The organism is Streptomyces sp. NPDC002911 (assembly GCF_053591835.1).
Genome location: NZ_JBSFUO010000012.1, coordinates 173,216 through 191,347 on the forward strand (window position 1 = coordinate 173,216; position 18,132 = coordinate 191,347).

The 18,132-nt window shown below is 71.9% G+C and carries 16 protein-coding genes and 1 pseudogene; 7 read left to right on the forward strand and 10 right to left on the reverse strand.

Features of this window, described 5'->3' with window-relative positions; genetic code table 11:
* Positions 1–72 precede the first annotated feature (72 nt).
* The 5 genes from ACWD04_RS20515 (at position 73) to ACWD04_RS20535 (ending at position 5,592) form a co-directional block, all read left to right on the forward strand.
* Positions 73–1,590, forward strand: coding sequence for an alpha/beta hydrolase (locus ACWD04_RS20515; protein WP_451133841.1), 1,518 nt, complete (start codon positions 73–75; stop codon positions 1,588–1,590).
* Between the two features lie 321 nt (positions 1,591–1,911).
* A complete protein-coding gene (locus ACWD04_RS20520; RefSeq protein WP_451133843.1) occupies positions 1,912–2,097 on the forward strand; it encodes a hypothetical protein in 186 nt (61 codons plus the stop codon).
* Complete coding sequence (locus ACWD04_RS20525) at positions 2,094–3,302, forward strand: lycopene cyclase family protein (protein WP_451133845.1); 1,209 nt, start codon at positions 2,094–2,096, stop codon at positions 3,300–3,302. The genes ACWD04_RS20520 and ACWD04_RS20525 overlap by 4 nt, the downstream gene beginning before the upstream one ends.
* Entirely contained in the window at positions 3,299–4,033 is a 735-nt protein-coding gene (locus ACWD04_RS20530; protein WP_451133847.1) for a class I SAM-dependent methyltransferase, read from the forward strand. Before ACWD04_RS20525 ends, ACWD04_RS20530 begins: the two co-directional genes overlap by 4 nt.
* On the forward strand, positions 4,030–5,592 hold the full coding sequence (locus tag ACWD04_RS20535; RefSeq protein ID WP_451133849.1) for an FAD-dependent oxidoreductase: 1,563 nt from the start codon (positions 4,030–4,032) through the stop codon (positions 5,590–5,592). The genes ACWD04_RS20530 and ACWD04_RS20535 overlap by 4 nt, the downstream gene beginning before the upstream one ends.
* A 3-nt stretch (positions 5,593–5,595) precedes the next feature.
* Here the strand turns inward: ACWD04_RS20535 and ACWD04_RS20540 are convergent, their stop codons facing one another.
* From ACWD04_RS20540 to ACWD04_RS20560, 5 genes and pseudogenes are all read right to left on the reverse strand, one after another.
* Positions 5,596–6,603 carry a DUF5914 domain-containing protein gene (locus tag ACWD04_RS20540; protein ID WP_451133851.1) on the reverse strand — a complete coding sequence of 336 codons (1,008 nt, stop codon included), beginning with the start codon at positions 6,601–6,603 and terminating at the stop codon, positions 5,596–5,598.
* Positions 6,600–7,565: a phytoene/squalene synthase family protein gene (locus tag ACWD04_RS20545; RefSeq protein ID WP_451133853.1), complete on the reverse strand. Its 966-nt coding sequence runs from the start codon at positions 7,563–7,565 to the stop codon at positions 6,600–6,602. The genes ACWD04_RS20540 and ACWD04_RS20545 overlap by 4 nt, the downstream gene beginning before the upstream one ends.
* The gene (gene crtI, locus ACWD04_RS20550) at positions 7,562–9,097 is read right to left on the reverse strand and encodes a phytoene desaturase family protein (protein ID WP_451133855.1); all 1,536 of its coding nucleotides are present in this window, start codon (positions 9,095–9,097) and stop codon (positions 7,562–7,564) included. The genes ACWD04_RS20545 and crtI overlap by 4 nt, the downstream gene beginning before the upstream one ends.
* Positions 9,094–10,257 (reverse strand): polyprenyl synthetase family protein, encoded by a 1,164-nt coding sequence (locus ACWD04_RS20555; protein WP_451133857.1) that lies wholly within the window; start codon positions 10,255–10,257, stop codon positions 9,094–9,096. The genes crtI and ACWD04_RS20555 overlap by 4 nt, the downstream gene beginning before the upstream one ends.
* A 128-nt stretch (positions 10,258–10,385) precedes the next feature.
* Positions 10,386–10,853: pseudogene (locus tag ACWD04_RS20560) on the reverse strand (carboxymuconolactone decarboxylase family protein); the annotation flags it as partial.
* Between the two features lie 121 nt (positions 10,854–10,974).
* On the opposite strand from ACWD04_RS20560, the gene ACWD04_RS20565 reads away from it, so the two are divergent.
* Together ACWD04_RS20565 and ACWD04_RS20570 are read left to right on the forward strand one after the other, a co-directional pair.
* Positions 10,975–11,973 carry a pirin family protein gene (locus ACWD04_RS20565; protein ID WP_451133859.1) on the forward strand — a complete coding sequence of 333 codons (999 nt, stop codon included), beginning with the start codon at positions 10,975–10,977 and terminating at the stop codon, positions 11,971–11,973.
* A complete protein-coding gene (locus ACWD04_RS20570) occupies positions 11,970–12,308 on the forward strand; it encodes a GNAT family N-acetyltransferase (RefSeq protein WP_451133861.1) in 339 nt (112 codons plus the stop codon). Before ACWD04_RS20565 ends, ACWD04_RS20570 begins: the two co-directional genes overlap by 4 nt.
* Positions 12,309–12,369: 61 nt before the next feature.
* Here ACWD04_RS20570 and ACWD04_RS20575 read toward each other — a convergent pair whose 3' ends face one another.
* The 5 genes from ACWD04_RS20575 to ACWD04_RS20595 form a co-directional block, all read right to left on the reverse strand.
* Positions 12,370–13,905 (reverse strand): glycoside hydrolase family 43 protein, encoded by a 1,536-nt coding sequence (locus ACWD04_RS20575; RefSeq protein ID WP_451133863.1) that lies wholly within the window; start codon positions 13,903–13,905, stop codon positions 12,370–12,372.
* 260 nt (positions 13,906–14,165) lie between these two features.
* The gene (locus tag ACWD04_RS20580; RefSeq protein ID WP_451133865.1) at positions 14,166–16,514 is read right to left on the reverse strand and encodes a GH92 family glycosyl hydrolase; all 2,349 of its coding nucleotides are present in this window, start codon (positions 16,512–16,514) and stop codon (positions 14,166–14,168) included.
* Positions 16,515–16,592: 78 nt separating this feature from the next.
* Complete coding sequence (locus ACWD04_RS20585; protein WP_451133866.1) at positions 16,593–16,835, reverse strand: hypothetical protein; 243 nt, start codon at positions 16,833–16,835, stop codon at positions 16,593–16,595.
* A 237-nt stretch (positions 16,836–17,072) separates the two neighbouring features.
* Positions 17,073–17,672, reverse strand: coding sequence for a class F sortase (locus ACWD04_RS20590; RefSeq protein ID WP_451133868.1), 600 nt, complete (start codon positions 17,670–17,672; stop codon positions 17,073–17,075).
* 92 nt (positions 17,673–17,764) lie between these two features.
* Positions 17,765–18,130, reverse strand: coding sequence for a hypothetical protein (locus ACWD04_RS20595; RefSeq protein ID WP_451133870.1), 366 nt, complete (start codon positions 18,128–18,130; stop codon positions 17,765–17,767).
* Positions 18,131–18,132 lie beyond the last annotated feature (2 nt).

Consider the following 18,132-nt stretch of genomic DNA (forward strand, 5'->3'; position numbering starts at 1 on the left):
AGTTCCTACGGTACCCGAGAGGGGCCGGGTGACCGGGCCGGTCCCAGGACGACGGCGTATCGAGGAGAGACCATGATCACGTTCATCCTGGTGTCCGGTGTGTTCACCGGCCCGCACGTGTGGGACGACACAGCGTCGCGGCTGACCGCTGCGGGTGCCGAGGTCCGGGCCGTGGCCCTGACCGGGCTCGGCGGAATCCGTCCCCCGGCCGGTAGCGACATCGACCTGGAGACGCACATCGCGGATGTCCTCACGGTGATCGACTCGGTCGCGCAGTCTGCCGGCCGGAAGATCGTGCTGGTGGGCCACGACTACGGCATCCATCCGGTTCTGGGTGCCGCCGACCGTCGGGTGGAAGCGGTCGCCCGGATCGTCTACCTGGACTCGGGGCTGCCCCAGGACGGTGTCCCGGCCCTGGCCGCCGTGCCGGACGAGGGCGTGCGCGAGGCGGTGCTGCGGGCCGCCGGGAAGAGCGCACAGGGGTCAGGCGGGGTGCTGCCACCTCCGGAACGCGACGCGTGGAAGCTCTGGGGCAGCACCGCGGGCGTCCCCGAGACGGCCCTCGACCGGCTCACCGCCCTCGCGTCGCCGCAGCCCCTGGGCACACTGCTCCAGCCGCTGAGGCTGACCGGTGCGGCGGCCACAGTGCCGATGGCCGGCGTGCTGTGCGCGGGCAACGGAGCGAGCATCGCGATGGTCCAGGCCCGGGTGAATTTCGGCGAACCCACCCTGCAGGCGCTGACCGATCCTCGGGTGACCTTCTTCGAACTGCCCACAGGGCACTGGCCGATGCTGTCCAGCCCCGCTGCGCTCGCGGTGACGCTGCTGAAAGCCGGGGCGGGCGAGGGCCACCGGCTGACTCCGGCGGGCGACACGCAGTCGCAGCCGTTCCTGCTGGACGTGCCCGAGCTCCCCCGTGAGCGCACCGACAACATCGACCTGTACCTGCCGCCCGCCGCCCATGGCCCCCGCCCGGCGGTGGTCTTCGTCCACGGCGGTCCGGTGCCCCGCGAGGCCCGCCCGACCCCCCGGAACTGGCCGGGCATGACGGGATACGCCCGCTACGCCGCCGGACAGGGAGTGGTCGGTGTGACCCTCGACCACCGTCTGCACGCCGTGACCGACTACGAGCCGGCCGCCGCTGATCTGGCGGACGCCGTGGAGCGGGTCAGGGCCGATCCGCGGGTGGACGCCGACCGGGTCGCTCTGTGGTTCTTCTCGGGCAGCGGTCCACTCACCGCGGACTGGATGGGGAAGCCCCCACCGTGGCTGCGTTGCCTGGCGGCCAACTACCCCATCATGGCGTCGCTGCCGAACTGGGGGCGGCTCGACAGCCGCTTCCACCCGGCGGACGCGGTCGCTCACGCGGGTTCTCTGCCGATCGTGCTGGTCCGGCCCGGACTGGAGGCGTCCGCTGTCGCGGCCACGGTGGAGGAGTTCCTGACCGCTGCGCACGCGTGCGGGGCCGATGTCGAAGTGATCGACGTGCCGAACGGCCACCACGATTTCGAGGCGTTGGACCGGACCGACGAATCGCGCGAGGCCGTGCACCGCGCGATGCGCACGGTTATGCGGCATCTGACGGCATGAGCCGACGGCGACCGGCGCCGGCGCCGGTCGCCCACCGGGTGCAGGACCGTTGAATCTGCCGACGCTGGAACTGCGGGGTTCGACCGCCCCGATCGAGGAGGTCCTGTGACGAAGAAGGACGACAGCCTGGACAAGGAGGACAAGGGCCCGACGCCCTGGGGCAGAAGCGCGGCGACTCCTGAGTGCCTGTGCACCGGCGGTCAAAGCAGCCACACGGGTCATACGAGGAGGCGATCCCGTGGCGGCTCCTGGCTTCACCGCCCGGGACGTGATCGGGTTGCCGCCCCGTCAGTTGGGTGGGGACCGAACCGAGGGACACGGATGACGAACCGACAGCACCCGTCGCCACCCCACGTCGTCGCCGTAGGCGCCGGACTGACGGGGCCGGCCTGCGCACTCGACCTCGACCGGGCCACCGGCTCGGGGCGGAGCGCGCAGGCGTCCGGCAGCCGGGCGGCACGCGAGGTGCTGGCCGACCGGGCGTCGGCGCGGACCCCCGCAAAGTGACCGGACGCGTGCAGGCGAGAGTGGACGGCGCCGTCATCGTGGGCGGCGGTGCCGCCGGACTCTGCCTGGCGCACTGGCTCGCCAGGACCGGCACAGGAGTGACACTGGTCGAGGCCCCCGACGGACCGCTGCGCCCGGCGGAACGCACCTGGTGCTACTGGGAAGCGGGCACCGGCGAGTTCGAGGAGGCCGTCGCAGCCTCCTGGCGGCGCATGCGGGTGCGGGGACCGGACGGCGGAGTCATCGTGTCGGACCCCGCGCCACTGTGTTACCGCATGGTGCGTTCGGGCCCCTTCGAACGGCTGGTCCACTCCCGCCTCGCGGCGTCCCCGACGGCCCGCGTCCTGCGTGCCACCGCCCACGAGGTGCGCGACGTACCGCACGGCGCCGAGGTGAGCTGCACGACGGCCGACGGACAGTCGCTCACCCTGTGCGGCAGATACGTTTTCGACTCACGGCCCGTGCGAGACACACCACCGCACCGCACGCTGCTGCTCCAGCACTTCCGGGGCTGGTTCGTGCACACCGCCGTTCCCCGCTTCGAGCCCGGGGTGGCGGACCTCATGGACTTCCGGGTTCCGCAGCCCCGCCATGGGCTCGCGTTCGGCTATGTGCTGCCGCTCGCACCTGACCGGGCGCTGGTGGAATACACCGAGTTCTCCCGTGCCCCGCTCACCACGGCCGCGTACGAAGCGGCTCTTCGGCAGTACACCGGGGACGTCCTGGCACTCGGCCGGTTCACCGTCGAGTCGGCCGAGCAGGGAGTCATCCGCATGACCGACGCCCGCTTCCCCCGACGGGCCGGCCGCGCCGTCTTCCGTATCGGTGCCGCCGGCGGCGCCACCCGTCCGGCCACCGGCTACACGTTCGCCGCCGTCCAGCGCCAGAGCCGGGCCATCGCCGCCGCGCTGCACCACGGGCCTTTGGGCGTGCCACCGCCGCACGGCCGCCGGGCGCTCGCCATGGACGCCGTGCTGCTCCGGGCCCTCGACACCGGGCGCGTGGACGGGCCGCGCTTCTTCACCGAACTGTTCCGCCGCATCCCGATGGAGCGGCTGCTGCGTTTCCTCGACGGCAGGAGCACACCGTGGGAGGAATTCGGCATCGGCCTGCGTACGCCCATGGGGCCGATGCTCCGCTCCGCGGCCGAACTCCCCTTTCTCGCCCGCCGGGCCACCGGCCGATCCGAAGAGAGCCCCCCATGACCCTCCTGCGGGACCATGACCTGGCACACGCCTTCGATCACGCGTCGCACACGTACGACCGGCTCACCTCGCTGAACCCGGGCCACCGCTCCGACCTCCTCCGCTCGGCGCACCGCCTCCGGCTGCCCCGTGGTGGGAGGGGACTGCGGGTGCTCGATCTCGGCTGCGGAACGGGCGCGTCCACGCGGGCGCTGCTGCGGGCGGCCCCGTACGCCCGGATCACAGCCGTCGACGCCTCCGCCGGCATGCTGGAGCGGGCGCGCGCGAAACGCTGGCCCCCGAACGTCCGCTTCGTGCACCAGTCCGCAGAGGAGCTCCCCGCCACCGACGGCAACGGCTCGTACGACGCCGTCTTCGCCGCCTACGTCTTCCGTAACGTCGCCGCACCGGGCGAAATCCTCGAAGCGGTGCGCGCCCTCCTGCTTCCCGGCGGCCGCCTTCTGGTCCACGAGTACAGCCTCAGCGGCTCACCCGTGCACCGCGCCGTGTGGAACACGGTCTGCCGGGGTGTCATCGTCCCGGCGGGCACACTCACCGGCGACCGCGAGCTGTACCGCCACCTGTGGCGCAGCGTCCTCGCTTTCGACACCGCACCCGTCTTCGCGCAACGGATCGCCGTAGCCGGGTTCCCCTTCGTGCGGACCGTTCCCGTCGGCGGCTGGCAGACCGGAATCGTTCATGTGTTCCTCGCCCGGAGCGCCGTGGGGCCCGCCGGGCGCGGAGCGTCATGAGTGCCCGAAGGCGCCACCCCGACGCCACCCGGCACGGACGTGACCGCCGGGCGGAAGTGCTCGTGCCGGAACCGGGACGCGAGCGCTTCACCGGCGCAGCGCCGTCGACGGCGGTGATCGGCGGCGGTATCGCCGGCCTCGCGGCGGCGACCGCACTGGCCGAACGCGGTGTCCGCGTGACGCTGTACGAACAGGCCGAAACCCTCGGCGGCCGTCTCGCCGGGTGGCCCGTGCGTCTGGCCGACGGCTCCGGGGCGACGATGAGCCGAGGCTTCCACGCCTTCTTCCGCCAGTACTACAACCTTCGCGGACTGCTGCGCCGTGCAGATCCCGGACTCATGGCGCTCACCCCGCTGCCGGACTACCCGCTCCGGCACCGCCACGGCATGGCGGACAGTTTCGCCCGCGTGCCGAGGACCCCGCCATGGAGCGCGCTCGGCTTCGTCGCGCTCAGCCCGTCGTTCGGCTGGCACGACCTCGCGGCGATGGACCCCCGCGAGGCCCTGCCCCTCCTCGACGTGCGGGTTCCCGAGGTGTACGAGCGGTTCGACGGCGTCAGCGCCGAGGACTTCCTGCGCCGGATCAACTTCCCCGAAGCTGCCCGCCACCTGGCCTTCGAGGTGTTCTCCCGCAGCTTCTTCGCCGACCCGCGTGAGCTGTCCGCCGCCGAACTGCTGCTGATGTTCCACATCTACTTCCTCGGGTCGTCCGAAGGGCTCCTCTTCGACGTGCCGCGCGAGCCGTTCCCCCAGGCGCTCTGGGCACCTCTGGGGGGGTATCTGCGGCGACTCGGCGCCGAGGTGCGCACCGGTGCTCCGGTCCACCGCGTCCACCCGGCGGCCGTCGGAGACCTGACCGTGGAAACCGACGGGGCGGCCGACCGTCACCAGGCCGTGGTGCTCGCCCTGGACACCTGCGGCCTGCGCCATGTCGTGGGCGCCTCAGAGAAGTTGGGCGACGCATCCTGGCGCGCCGACATCGCGGCCCTGCGCACGGCGCCACCGTTCCTCGTGTCCCGGCTGTGGCTCGACCGCCCCGTGCGCGAGGACCGCGCGGGGTTCCTCGGCACCAGTGGCTACGACGGACTCGACAACGTCAGCGTTCTGGACCGCTGGGAAGGCGAATCGACCCGGTGGGCCGCGCGGACGGGCGGCTCCGTGGTGGAACTCCATGCCTACGCAGTCGACGAGGGCGCCGAACCGAAGGAGGTCCGGCGCCGGATGCTCGACCGGCTGCACGAGGTCTATCCCGAGACCGCGGACGCCCGGGTCGTCGACGCCCGCCACGAGTGGCGCGCCGACTGCCCCGTTTTCTCCGTGGGCGGTTACCACCGCAGGCCGGCCGTACGCACACCCCATCCTCGCGTCACACTGGCGGGCGACCTGGTCCGCACCGGCCTCCCCGTAGCCCTGATGGAGCGTGCGGCAACCTCCGGATTCCTGGCCGCGAACGCCCTTCTCGCCGACTGGGGCATCCGCGGGCAGGTGCTCTGGACCGTCCCGCGTGCCGGGCGCTCCCGGGTCCTGCGCGCCCTGGCCGGCCTGGCCACGCGGCACTGACGTTCAGCCGGGGAAGCGCCCGGTGCTCCGCAGCGACCAGCGGCGCTCGGCGTACGCCAGGTCGTCACGCCAGAGGCGGCCCGCCGTCCGGCGCATCAGCGGCCGGAGGGCGGGCGCGGCGGCGCGCGCCAGGGCGAAGCCCCGCCGGTCCGAGGCCGCCACGACGGCTTCGACCACCGCCGTCCGCGGGTCCGTGGCACCGGGCGCCGTGAGCGGCGTGGCATGGGTCTCCACCACCGACCCGGCGCCCTCGCCGTCCGTGATGTGCATGGCCACCGTGCGTGGCCCGGGCGCGGTGAACACCGCCCGGACAGGCACCACCAGGCGTCCCGCGACCTTGAACGAGACATCGACGGCGAAGGCGTCCTCACCGCCGTCCTCAGGGGTGCCGGTCACCTTCAGGCCGACGAACGCGTACGGGTGGAACCAGGATCCGTGCCAGGGGTCGAGCCGGTTGGCGACCACGTCCTCGGATTCGCACCGGCCCACCGCCGTGAACACCGCGTCCACCGCGTCGTGCGCCGCCGGCCTCACCGGGACGACCGGGCACTCAAGCGGAGTCTCGCCCCCGGCCCGGTCCAGCCTCACCCAGACCAGCACCCCGTCGTCATACACCGGGTACGGCTCCCATCCGGCGAACGGCCCGCTCTCCACGGCCAGACCGTGCCAGTGGCACAGGAGCGTCCCGCAGACCACCCGGCTGTCCCGCAGTGGAGCCCCCAGATGCGGGCACTTCCCCGGGCCGGCGCGCAGCTCACCGTCCTCGGACCGCCACAGGACGATCTCCGTCCCGGCGATCGTCCGGCCGTACGGGCGGTCCCGGGCCCCGATCTTCCGGGAGGCCCCGACGACGTACCAGTTGCCCGAGGGCCGGGAGGTGGCCCGCTTCAGTGCTTCGGCGATCACGGTGGGCTTCGCCTCACGCCAGGTCGGAGCCTGCCGCTCCCAGCGGGGGGCGCGCCGCACCCGCAGCGGAGAGGTCCAGGCCGTCCGTCTGCGCGGATCGTTCATCGCCAGGAGCCCTCCGCCGCGGCGGCCGGCCGGGCCCGCATCCGTGCTCCCAGGATCCGTACGAGCCCGTCCGCGACGGTGACGGTCCGGCGCCGGCGCGGCACCACGGCGCGACGGTGCAGCACCCGGTAGTCGTCATCGGCGATCGCGTCCAGGATGCCCCGGTACAGGACGAAGGCCGTGCGGATGCAGGGCCGTACCCGCGGCTCCAGCATCGCGATGCCCGGTTCCGCCTCCCGGTACACGGTCCGGATCATCGCGTCGGCCTCGGCGAAAGCGGCCCGGAGGCGCGGGTCGTGCCGTCCGGTGCGGCGGCTCCATTCCAGCAGGGGCCGATACACACCATGGGTGGCGAGCAGGTCCGCCGGCAGGTAGACGCGCCCGCGGTCCAGGTCCTCGCCCACGTCCCGCAGGAAGTTGGTCAGCTGGAAGGCCACGCCGAGAGCGGCAGCGTGCGGGGCCGCCTCCTCACGGGCCACGACCGTGCCGAGCACCGGCAGCATCTGGAGACCGATCACCGCTGCCGAACCGTGCATGTAGACGCGCAGATCGGCGTACGTCGGATAGTCGGTCACCGTAAGGTCGCTGCGCATGGAGGTCAGGAAGTCGGCGAACAGACCGTGGTCGACGGCGTAGCGCTCGGCGGTGTCCGCAACGGCCCTGACCACCGGCTCGTCGCCGCCTCCCGTACGCAGTCCATGGGCCAGGTCGCTCTCGAGCACGCTCAGCAGACGGTCGCGCTCTCCGGGGGACTGCCGGCGGTCCAGGTCGTCCACGATGTCGTCGGCCCACCGGGCGAAGCCGTACAGCGCGTGCACGGCACAGCGGCGTTCGACCGGCAGCAACCGGGTGGCCAGGAAGTATGTCCGCCCGTGCTGGGCGTTGAGCCGCCGGCAGTAGGCGTAGGCGGCGCGCAGGGCGGGCCCCGTGATTCCGGCGGCGTCCAGTTCACGGCGGTTCATGTGCTCTGCCCTTCAGGAACGGGGGGATGAGGGCGCACACCCGTCGTGCGGGGAAGGCCCGTGATGCGGGCTGCGGCGAGCTTGCCGCTCACGAGTACGGTCGGCACGCCCACCCCTGGGGTGGTTCCGCACCCGGCGAGGACGACGTTGTCGTAACCGCGTACGAGATTGCGTGGCCGGAAGGGGCCAGTCTGCGCGAAGGTGTGCGACACGGAGAACGGGGTGCCCGCCGCGTGGCCCTGGGCCGTCCAGTCCACCGGGGTGACCAGCAGCTCCCGGTCCATGGAGGTCTCGAAGCCGTGGAGCCCCCGACGCTCCAGCTCGGCCAGCAGGCTGTCCCGGTAGCGCGGTCCCAGGCCGCGCCAGGCACCGGCGGACGGGCCGGTGATGGTGTTGGGGCAGGGGGCCAGGACGTAGTGCAGGTGCCTGCCCGGCGGCGCGAGTGACGGGTCATGTGTCGTCGGGCGGGTGATGAGCAGCGACGGGTCGCTCATCAGCCGCCCGGTCCGGGTGAGTTCGTCGAAGGTGCGCTTCCAGGCGGCACCGAAGGAGAGGGTATGGTGCGCCAGTTCCGGCCAGGTGCGGTCCGTGCCCGCGTGCAGGATCACGGCGGACGGCGCGTGACGCAGCGGCACGGGGCGGCGTGGGGCCCGGCCCAGGAACCGGTGGACGACGGGCAGATCCGGTGTCAGGACGACCGCGTCACAGCTGATCCGTTCGCCCGACGCCAGCCGGACGGCTCGCACCCGCCCTGCCGACCGTTCCAGTGCGCTCACCTCGGCGGACCACCGGAACCGGCCCCCGGCGTCGGCCGCCGCGGCCGCCATAGCCCGGGGCAGCGCGTACATGCCGCCCTTCGGGAACCAGACCCCCGCGACCGTGTCCATGTAGGCGATGACGGCGTAGGCGGCGAGCGCACGGGCCGGGGCGACTCCCGCGTACAGCGACTGGAAGGAGAACACCCGGCGCAGCCGTGGATCCGAGAGGAATCTGCCGATCTGCGGATCGAGCCGGCCGAAGCCCCCCAGGGCCGCCAGCCGGGCCAGGTCCGGGTGCAGGAGCTGGAAGGGCGAGTCGAAGTTGGTGTCGATGAAACGGTGCATCTGCGCCCGGTACAGCCGCTCCAGCCAGCTCCTCAGCCTGCGGTACCCGGCGGCCTCCGTGGCCCCGGCGAACCGCCGGACCTCGGCCTCCATGGCTTCACCGTCCGTGTGTACGTCCATCTGGCTGCCGTCCGCGAATCGGGCCCGGTAGGCCGGGTGCAGGGGAATCAGCTCCACCCGGCGGTGGAGGCTGTCCCCGACGGCGGCGAAGGCCTCGTCAGCCAGGTGCGGCATGGTCAGCACCGTCGGCCCGGTGTCGACCCGGTACCCGCCGAGTTCCAGCCGCCCCGCACGGCCTCCGGGTCCGGCGTCCCGTTCGATGACGGTCACGCTGCGGCCCGCGCCGAGCAGGTGGAGGGTGGCGGCCAGACCGGACAGGCCTGCGCCGACCACCACCACATGGTCCGTGGGGCCGTGGACGGTCCTCATGCGCCCACCCCGTTCCTCGCGGGGCCGGTGCCCACGGCCCTGGCCACCAGCGCGGCGAATTCCCGCCGGGCCCGGGCATCCGCTCCGACGGACGCGAAGTGTCGCAGGCTCGACTCCGAGAGGCCGGCGATCTCCTCCTCCACCACCGCCCGCGCGCCCGTACGCTCCAGGGCGGCGTGCATCCGGTCGACCGTTCCTCCGCCAGGTGCGGTCCCCTCGGGGGCGAGTACGGCCAGAGCCTCGTTGTCGCCCGACTCTGCGGCGAGCCGGAGGGCGACCGCGAGGAGACCGGTGAGCTTGCGCGCCCGCAGGTCCTCGTCGGCGGGTTTCCCCGTGACGGCGGGGTCGCCGAACGCGCCCAGCAGGTCGTCACGGAGCTGGAAGGCCAGTCCCGCGCACCGGCCGGCGGACCGCAGCCCGTCCATGGCCCGGGCATCGGCGCCCGCCAGGGTCGCGCCCAGGGCGAGCGGCCGCTCCACGGTGTAGAGCGCACTCTTGAGCGTCGCGATCTTCCTGGCCTGGGCGGGGTCGGAGGAACCGGTCGCCTGCGCCCGCATGTCCAGGTACTGCCCGGCGACCATCTCGCCGCGCATGGCCTGCCACTCCTGGTGCAGCTGCCCTCCGTAAGGGGAGGCCAGTGCGGTCTCGGTGAGCAGGTCGTCGGCCCAGGCCAGCGCCAGGTCGCCGGCGAGCACCGCGGCGCTGGCCGAGTAGGACGCGGCGGAACCGCGCATGCGGCCCGCCCGGTGCATGCGGGCGAAGTCCGCGTGCACGGCGGGCGCGCCCCGGCGTACCGGGGATTCGTCCATGACGTCGTCGTGCACCAGTGCGCAGGCCTGCAGCAGCTCCAGGGCGGCGCCGATGCGCAGCGGCGTCCTGGGGTCGCCGGTGCCTCCGGCGGCCAGCCACCCGCACCACACGAAGGCCGTCCGCAGCCGTTTGCCGCCGCGCAGGACGAATCCGGCGACCCGGGAGGCCACTTCCGCGGCGAACACGGCGTCCACCCGCCGGGCTTCCCGGAGCCTGGTGTGAAGGTGCTCCGCGAGGACGGTGTCGACGGCCGCGGCAGCCTCACCGGCCGTGTGCGGGGCCCGGCCGGTGCCGGGGCAGGCTCCGGCGCCTGCCCCGGCCCCTGCCCGCGTGGCCCGTGGACCGAGCATGGAGCGCCCCTTTCGCCCGGTCTGCGCTTCCGCGTCCACCGGTGCTTCCGCCGCGAGGAACGCGGACGCCCTATGCCTGCCCGGCGTACGGCCCGATCGGAGCGAAGTTCACCCGGACGGCGGGCGGAAAGGGGGTGCTTGCTCATGATCGAGACCCGGTTGAAGGCGTTGATGGTGACGGCGACCCAGATCACGGCCGAGATCTCGTCCTCGGAGAGGTCACGGCGGGCCGTGGTGCAGGCGTCCTCCTGCAGGGAGGCGTCGGCGGGGTGGGTCGTCGCCTCGGCGAGTTCGAGGGCGGCACGTTCCTGCGCGGTGAAGACCTCCGTGTCACGCCAGGCGGCCAGCACGCCCAGCCGCTGGGTGGTCTCGCCCGCACGCAGCGCGGCCCTGGTGTGGACGTCCAGGCAGTACGCGCAGCTGTTGATCTGTGACACCCGGAGGTTGACCAGTTCGACCAGAGTCCGCGGGAGCCCCGCTTCCTGGGCGACCGCGCGTACCGCCTCGGCCGTAGCGGTCAGAGCGTGATAGGCCTTCGGGCTCTGCTTGTCGACGTAGACCCGTTCGTTCGCATGGCCCGCCTGCGTACCGTTCACCCTGGACTCCTCACCGGGACGTACCGCCCCTCGTCGTGCCGTGCGTCCGAGTGGGCGACGGCTTATCATCAAGCATGATCGTTGAACATGAAAGCACCTTTTTGGTCCAAGGGGGTCCGTGATGAGCGGCGTCGGCACGGGACACGTCGCGCCGCACACGGACACGGACGGCCAGGAGCCCGCGTCCGGCACCGGTGTCGATGTACTGACGGCGAGAGACGTGCCCCTGGGCGGTCCGAGGGCGATGACGGTGCGGCGCACACTGCCGCAGAGGGCCCGCACACTCATCGGAGCCTGGTGCTTCATCGACCACTACGGCCCCGACGACGTCGCCGAGACCGGTGGCATGGACGTGGCTCCGCATCCGCACATCGGCCTGCAGACGGTCAGCTGGCTGTTCAGCGGGGAGATCGAGCACCGCGACAGTCTGGGCAGCCATGCCATCGTGCGCCCCGGAGAGCTGAACCTGATGACCGGTGGCCACGGGATCAGCCACACGGAGGTCTCCACCTCCGGCACGTCGATCCTGCACGGGGTCCAGCTGTGGGTGGCCCTGCCCGAGGAGCACCGGGACACCGGGCGCGACTTCCGGCACCACGCGCCGAGCCCGGTACGCCGGGACCAAGCCGTACTCAGGGTGTTTCTCGGCTCCCTCGCCGGGGACACCTCACCGGTCCCGACGTTCACCCCTCTGCTCGGCGCCGAGATCGTCCTCGAGCCGCACGCGACGACGACACTCGACACGGACCCGGCCTTCGAGCACGGTCTCCTCGTCGACCAGGGCGCCATCCGGATGGCCGGAGCGACGCTGCGCCGGGCCGAGCTGGGCTACCTCGGCCCGGGGAACGACGAGCTGACCCTGACCAACGAGACGGACGCCCCCGCCCGTGCGGTGCTCGTGGGCGGAACCCCGTTCGAGGAACGGATCGTCATGTGGTGGAATTTCGTGGCCCGCAGCCACGAGGACATCGTCGAGGCACGCCAGGACTGGGAGGCCGCCTCCGACCGATTCGGCCAGGTCGAGGGCTACCCGGGCGACCGTCTCCCCGCCCCGGCCCTCCCCAACGCCACCATCGCACCGCGCGGCAACCCGACACGCCCGAAAGGCAGCACACGATGACTCAGGCCCCCGCTACGACGGTCCGGAACGTGGACGCCAGGCACCGCTACGAGATACTGGTCGACGGGGTCAGCGCCGGGTTCACCGCCTACCGCGACCGCGACGGACAGCGCGTCTTCTTCCACACCGAGATCGATGACGCCTTCGCCGGACAGGGACTTGCCTCCGTCCTCGTGCAGGAGGCGCTGACCCACGTACGGGCCTCGGGCAAGCGGATCGTGCCGGTCTGCCCGTATGTGGCGAAGTTCCTCAAGAAGCACGAGGAGTTCGCCGACATCACCGACCCGGTCACGCCGGAGATCCTGCAGTGGCTGGAGACCACCCTGGCCCGCTGAGCACCCTTGTCCCGCGATCCGGCCGCCGGGGCGGTGGCCGGATCGCGGCCTCGGGGCGTCGTCAGGCCGGTCGTAGCTCGAACCAGTCGAAGGCAGGCGCGCCCTGAGTCGCGTACATGCCGACGACCCTGCCGGTGAAACCGCCCGCGACCTCGGTGGTGAGGTAGCGGCCGTCGAGTTCGGCGAGGACTTCGAAGTCTCCGTCGTCGGTCTCGAATCCCAGGCGCAGGGTGTCGGGACCGCCGACGCGGAGCCCGGAAGGCACCGCGTCGGCGGGGCCCGCCGGACGTACGGTGACGGTGGGCGGCAGGACGTCCGTGGTGGTCACGTCGATCCGCAGCGTCAACGCTCCTTGGGGCACGGCCCGTTCGGCGACCGTCTGACGCACCGGGCCGATGCGGGCGACGGCACGCACCGTGCCGCCCTCCGTCTCCACCTGGTAGTGGTGAGCCTCGTCGAGCCGTACGGCAAGCCCGCCCCGGCCGTCACCGGCGTCGGCCCGCACCCGTGCACTGCAGTCCGGATCGCGCTGACGCCTTCCCACGAACAGGGCGCCGGGCTGGTCCAGACCGTCCGCGCGGGCGTGCAGCACCAGGTGGCCCGGCCGCTCGTCCAGGCGTACGGCCGCGGGGTCATGGCGCCTCAGCGATACCCAGTGAGGGGCGAGCGCGGCGGAGTCGAAGTCGTCGCGGTACGGCTCGTCGGGCCAGGGGTGCGGGGTCAGCGCCGGTGCCTCGTCGCGAAGTTCCAGCGGGCCGGGCAGCGGCCACTCGTCCTCCCACCGCACGGGTGCCAGGTACGTTTCCCGGCCCAGGCCGTGGAACCCGGGGGTGTCGCCACGGGGCCGGGTGCCCAGCAGGACCATCCACCACGTCCCGTCGTGCGCCCGCACCAGATCGCCGTGACCGGTGTTCTGCACCGGGTGGCCGGTGCTGCGGTGAGACAGCACGGGGTTGTCCGGGTGCGGTTCGAAGGGCCCCGGAAGAGTGCGGGCCCTGGCCACCGACATCGCGTGCCCACGTTCCGTCCCGCCTTCCGACAACAGCAGGTACCACCAGGAGCCGACCCGGTACAGGTGCGGACCCTCGGGGTACTGGAGCCCGCTTCCCGACCACATCTCCACCGGCTCGCCGAGCAGTTCGCCCGTCTCCGGGTCGATGCGCACCCCGCGGATCCCGCCGTGGGAGAACACGCACCAGCAGTTGCCCTCGTCGTCCCAGGCCAGATCGGGGTCGATGCCGGGTATGCCGACCGGCACAGGGTCCGACCACGGGCCGGCGGGGTCCTCGGCGGTCACCAGGACGTTGTCCGCACCGGCGACCACGGTCGTGATCATCCAGAAACGGCCGTCGTGGTGCCGCAGGGTGGGGGCGTACACCCCGCACGAGGACGGGGCCGTGTCAGGCAACGCCAACTGTGACGGGCGGTCCAGGGCGTGCCCGATGAGCCGCCAGTGCACGAGGTCCCGGCTGTGCCACAGCGGCACCCCGGGTACGTACTCGAAGCTGGACGTCGCCACGTAGTAGTCCTCGCCCACGCGGCAGATGCTCGGATCCGGGCTGAAGCCGGGTATCACGGGATTGTCGAAGTACGCCATGGTCCGTCCTCGGGGCTCAGGCCAGGACGGAGCACCCAGGCCGTGATCGTCGAAGCGCTTCGAAGATGGCAGTCAGGCAGAGGGGTGTCAATAGGTCGCACCGGAAGCAGTGATCTGTCGAAGCGCTTCAATTCCTCCGTCCGGCCGACGGCGCTCCCTTGCCGCGGGCGGGCGCGGTCCGTCCCGTGCCCTGGGACGCGTACACGGCCCGCCCCTCGGTGAGGGGAGGGCCGTGTACGCACAGGATCGTTCAGTCGCGGTTACTTCAGGGCGGGCGGCGCCGCGTCAGCCGTGGTACCCCACTGCGAGGGCGTCGTACCGACCTCGAAGGACAGGTCGCGTATGCCGCGGATGTCCTCGGTGGTCAAGTAGGTCTTCCCGTACGCGGTCCCGTCGGTCCACGCCGACTGGACGTAGCGCGCCGAGTCGGAGGTGCCCGGGGCCTGCACGGTCAGCTTGCCCTTGGGGTAGTAGCGCCGGTCCAGGGTCAGGTCCACCCGCTCGAAGACGGGGGTCGACAGGCTCCAGGTGTCGGTGCCCGGCTGGACCGGGAAGATTCCGATCGAGGACAGGACGTTCCAGGCGGACATCGTGCCCAGGTCGTCGTTGCCGGTCATGCCGGTCGGGGTGTCCGTGAAGAGCGTGAGCGCGGCGTGCACCACGTCGGTCGTCTTCCAGGGCTGGCCCGTGGAGAGATAGGTGTAGGGGGCGATCAGATCGGGCTCGTTCTGCGGGTTGTACTTGTCCGCGTTGTAGTAGTCGTACGGCCCGTTCACCCACACCTCGCGGGCGGTCTTCGCCGGGTCCCGCAGCAGCTGCTCGTAGGCGAAGAACGAGTCGAGGCGCTCGTTGGCGGCCTCGGTGCCGCCGATCAGGGAGACCATGCCGGGCAGGTCCTGCGGGACGAGCCACTGGTACTGCCAGGAGGTGCCTTCGTGGAAGCCCTCACTCTTCGCCGGGTCGGCGGGCCCGGTGAAGGCACCGTTCGCGTCCCGTGCACGGAAGAAGCCGGTCGAACTGTCGAAGATCTGCCGGTAGTTCTGCGCCCGCTCCGCATACCGCGCGGCGTCGTCCTCGTGCCCGAGCTCCTTCGCCATCTGCCCCAGCATCGCGTCGGACAGGGCGTACTCCAGGGTCGCGGAGGCACCGTGGTCGTAGTCCGAGTCACCTGGCTTCACATGGGCGCGGCCCTTGATGTACGGCACGAAGCCGTCGGCGAGGTACTCCTTGTTGGCCTCGCGGCCCACGGGGGCGGAGTCGGCGGGGGGCACCCCGTCGGCGTTCTTCTTCAGCGCGCGATACGCCTGTTCCTCGTAGCCCTTGAGCAGACCCTGCTGGTAGGCGTTGGTCAGGAACGGCGTGACCGGGTCGCCGGTCATGATGTTCGTCTCGACCGTGCCGTAGCCCCACTTGGGCAGCCAGCCACTGTCCTCGTCGATCTTCAGGACGGAGATCGCCATGTCACGGGACTCGTGCGGGGCGAGCAGCGACAGGAGCTGCGCCTGGGTGCGGTAGGTGTCCCAGAGCGACCAGTTCTGGTAGTAGGTGAACCCCTTGGCGCGGTGGGTCTTCTGGTCCCAGCCTGTGTAGCGGCCGTCGACGTCGCTGCCGATGTTCGGCGCGAGGAACGAGCGGTAGAGGGACGAGTAGAAGGTCCGGCGCAGGGTCTCGCTGCCGCCCTTCGCCTGGACGTCGTCGAGGCGGTCCTCCCACGCGGCCTGGGCGGCGCGTGCGACCCGTTCGTACGAACGGCCGCCTTCGGCACGGAGGTTGAGGGCTGCACCCCTGGCGTCCACGTACGAGATCGCGGTGGTCGCCTCGACGGTGCGGTCCTCGGAGGTGTCGAAGCGCACGAAGGCGCCGTTGCGCTCGGCTGCCGCGGACGACGACTTCGAGCCCTCGGTGACCGCGTCGCCCTTCCAGGTACCGGAAGTGGTGAAGGGCCGGTCGAAGCGGGTGATCGTGTACACCGTGTACGGCTTGGTGTCCTGGCAGAAGCCACTTCCGGTGATGGCTGTGCGCACGGTGCGGTTGTCGAGGATCTCGACCTCTGTGTTCACGGTCTTGTGCAGCGACTGGCCCGCGTTGATGAGGACGTTGGCCTTGTCCGTGGCGGGGAAGGTGTACCGCTGCACTCCGGTGCGCTCGGTGGCGCTCAGCTCGGCCTTGATGCCCGTCTTGAGGCCGACCTGGTAGGTGCCGGGGCTCGCCTTCTCGTCGTCGTGGCTGAACTCGGCGGCGTAGGTGGCGTTGTCCGTCGACGTGATGTCACCGGTTGTCGGGAGCACCGGGAGGTCGCCGCCGAGACCGCAGCCCACGCCGGAGATGTGGACGGTGGAGAAGCCCCGGATGTGGGTCTCCGAGTAGTCGTAGCCGGTGTTGTGCCCGGTGTCGGGGGAGAACTGCACCATACCGAAGGGCACCGCGGCGCCCGGGTAGGTGTTGCCCTCGTTCTCGGTGCCGATGAACGGGTTGACGAGATCGGTGAGCCGACCGCGTTCGGCGTGCCCCCCTCCGTCCGCCGCGGCAGGTGCTGCGACGGCGCCGCCGAGGAGGGCGGCCGTGGCAGCCGCCGTCCCCGCACCGCGAATCCAGTGGGTCCATCTCATTGAGCTCGCACCTCTCGAACGACGACAACGTTGTCATGCGCACCGCGCGAACATTCTTGGCCTGCATGCGTGTACTCGTCAAGAGTTACGGCAGCCGCATCGGGCGCGGCCTGCCGGCCGGACGAAGGTGACCGGGCCGACCTCGATCAGCGCTCCGGCTCGCTCCTGTACCTCCACGCGCACCGCCGGGGCGAGTTCCGTCGCATGTTCCAGACACGCGGCCGCCAGAAGATGAAGCCGGTTCATGGCGTGCGCGGAGAGTTCGTTGCGGCGGATGAGACCGGTCAGCAGCCGCGTGCGCTCCGTGGGCCTGGGGGGCAACGGACATTCTGATGACGTCTTCCCACTGGTCGAGATGCGCCTGGGAAATGAGGAACTCGAAGTCCAGGCCCTCAACAGCCGCTTTGGCCCCGAGATAGCCCTGGAACGTCCGGTGGATGACGTATATGGAATGGACTCGCGGCGAGGCGCGCCCCGATTACAGCGGGTTCCATCTGGTCTCCGAGCGCGGTCGGAGGGTGCCCGGACGGGAAGCGGTCGGCACGGGACGCTCCCAGGTCAGCTCAGCTCGGCGTACACGATGAGGTTGTCCACGGGGTGGCCGGCGGCGTCGAAGTCCCCGTCGCACGTGATCAGTCGGAGCACCCGCTCGTCGGTGGGTCCGTAGACCTTCTCGGTGGGGAAGGCGTTCTTGCTGACGGTCTCGGTGCCGGTCACCGTGAAGTGCGCCTCCTCCCCTCCCCCACCGGACACGGCGATGTCCGCTCCCTTGGCGATCGCGTGCAGGTCATGGAAGACGGCCTTGCCGAACCGTGTGTCGTTGTGGCCGATGAGCACGGCGGCGCCGGGCTCGCCCGGGACGGCCCCGCCCGCGTACCAGCCGGCCGTCATGCCCTTCTCGGCCGGCGGAACCTCGACCGTCCCGTCCTCGTTGAGCCCCAGCCTCAACAGCGTGCTGTCTATCCCCAGCGACGGGACCGTCAGCCGCGTCGGTGCCGGCGCCTTGGGCGCTTCCGGGGACGGGGGTGCGGGTGAGACGACCCTGGCGGAAGGTTCGGGCGCGTCGGGCGCGCCGCAGCCGGTGGCGGGGGCGAGCAGCAGGCCGGCTGCCGCCACGGACACGGCTGTCCGCCACAACGAGTTCGGGGCAAGGGGCATGAGTGGTACTCCGGTGCGGTGGGCGAGCGAAGCGGGACGAGTGACGGCGGGTGGCGCCGCCCCCGTTCGGGGAGCGGCGCCACCGTGCGGGGTCAGCCGTTGCGCTGTGCCGCGGACCGGCGGCGCAGCACGAAGGCGCCGCCGACGCCCGCGAGCAGCGCCGCGCCCGCCGCGGAACCGTACAGGGCGGTGTCACCGGCCTCGCCGGCCGGACGCTCCCCGGCGGCGACGCCGCCCCGCGGCATCGTTCCCGCCGGCACGGACTCGGCCGGTACCGGGGTCGCCGCCTCGGAGGGCTCGGCTCCCTCGGGCGCGGGGGCGGGGGCGGGGGTGGCCGCGAGTTCGGTGGGTGCCGCCGTGGGCGTGGCGTCGGCGGCGGCCACGCCGGACGGGAGCAGGACCGCGCCAATTGCGGCGGTGGCGAGGACGACGGTGCGCAGGGTCGGGCGAAGGGACATGA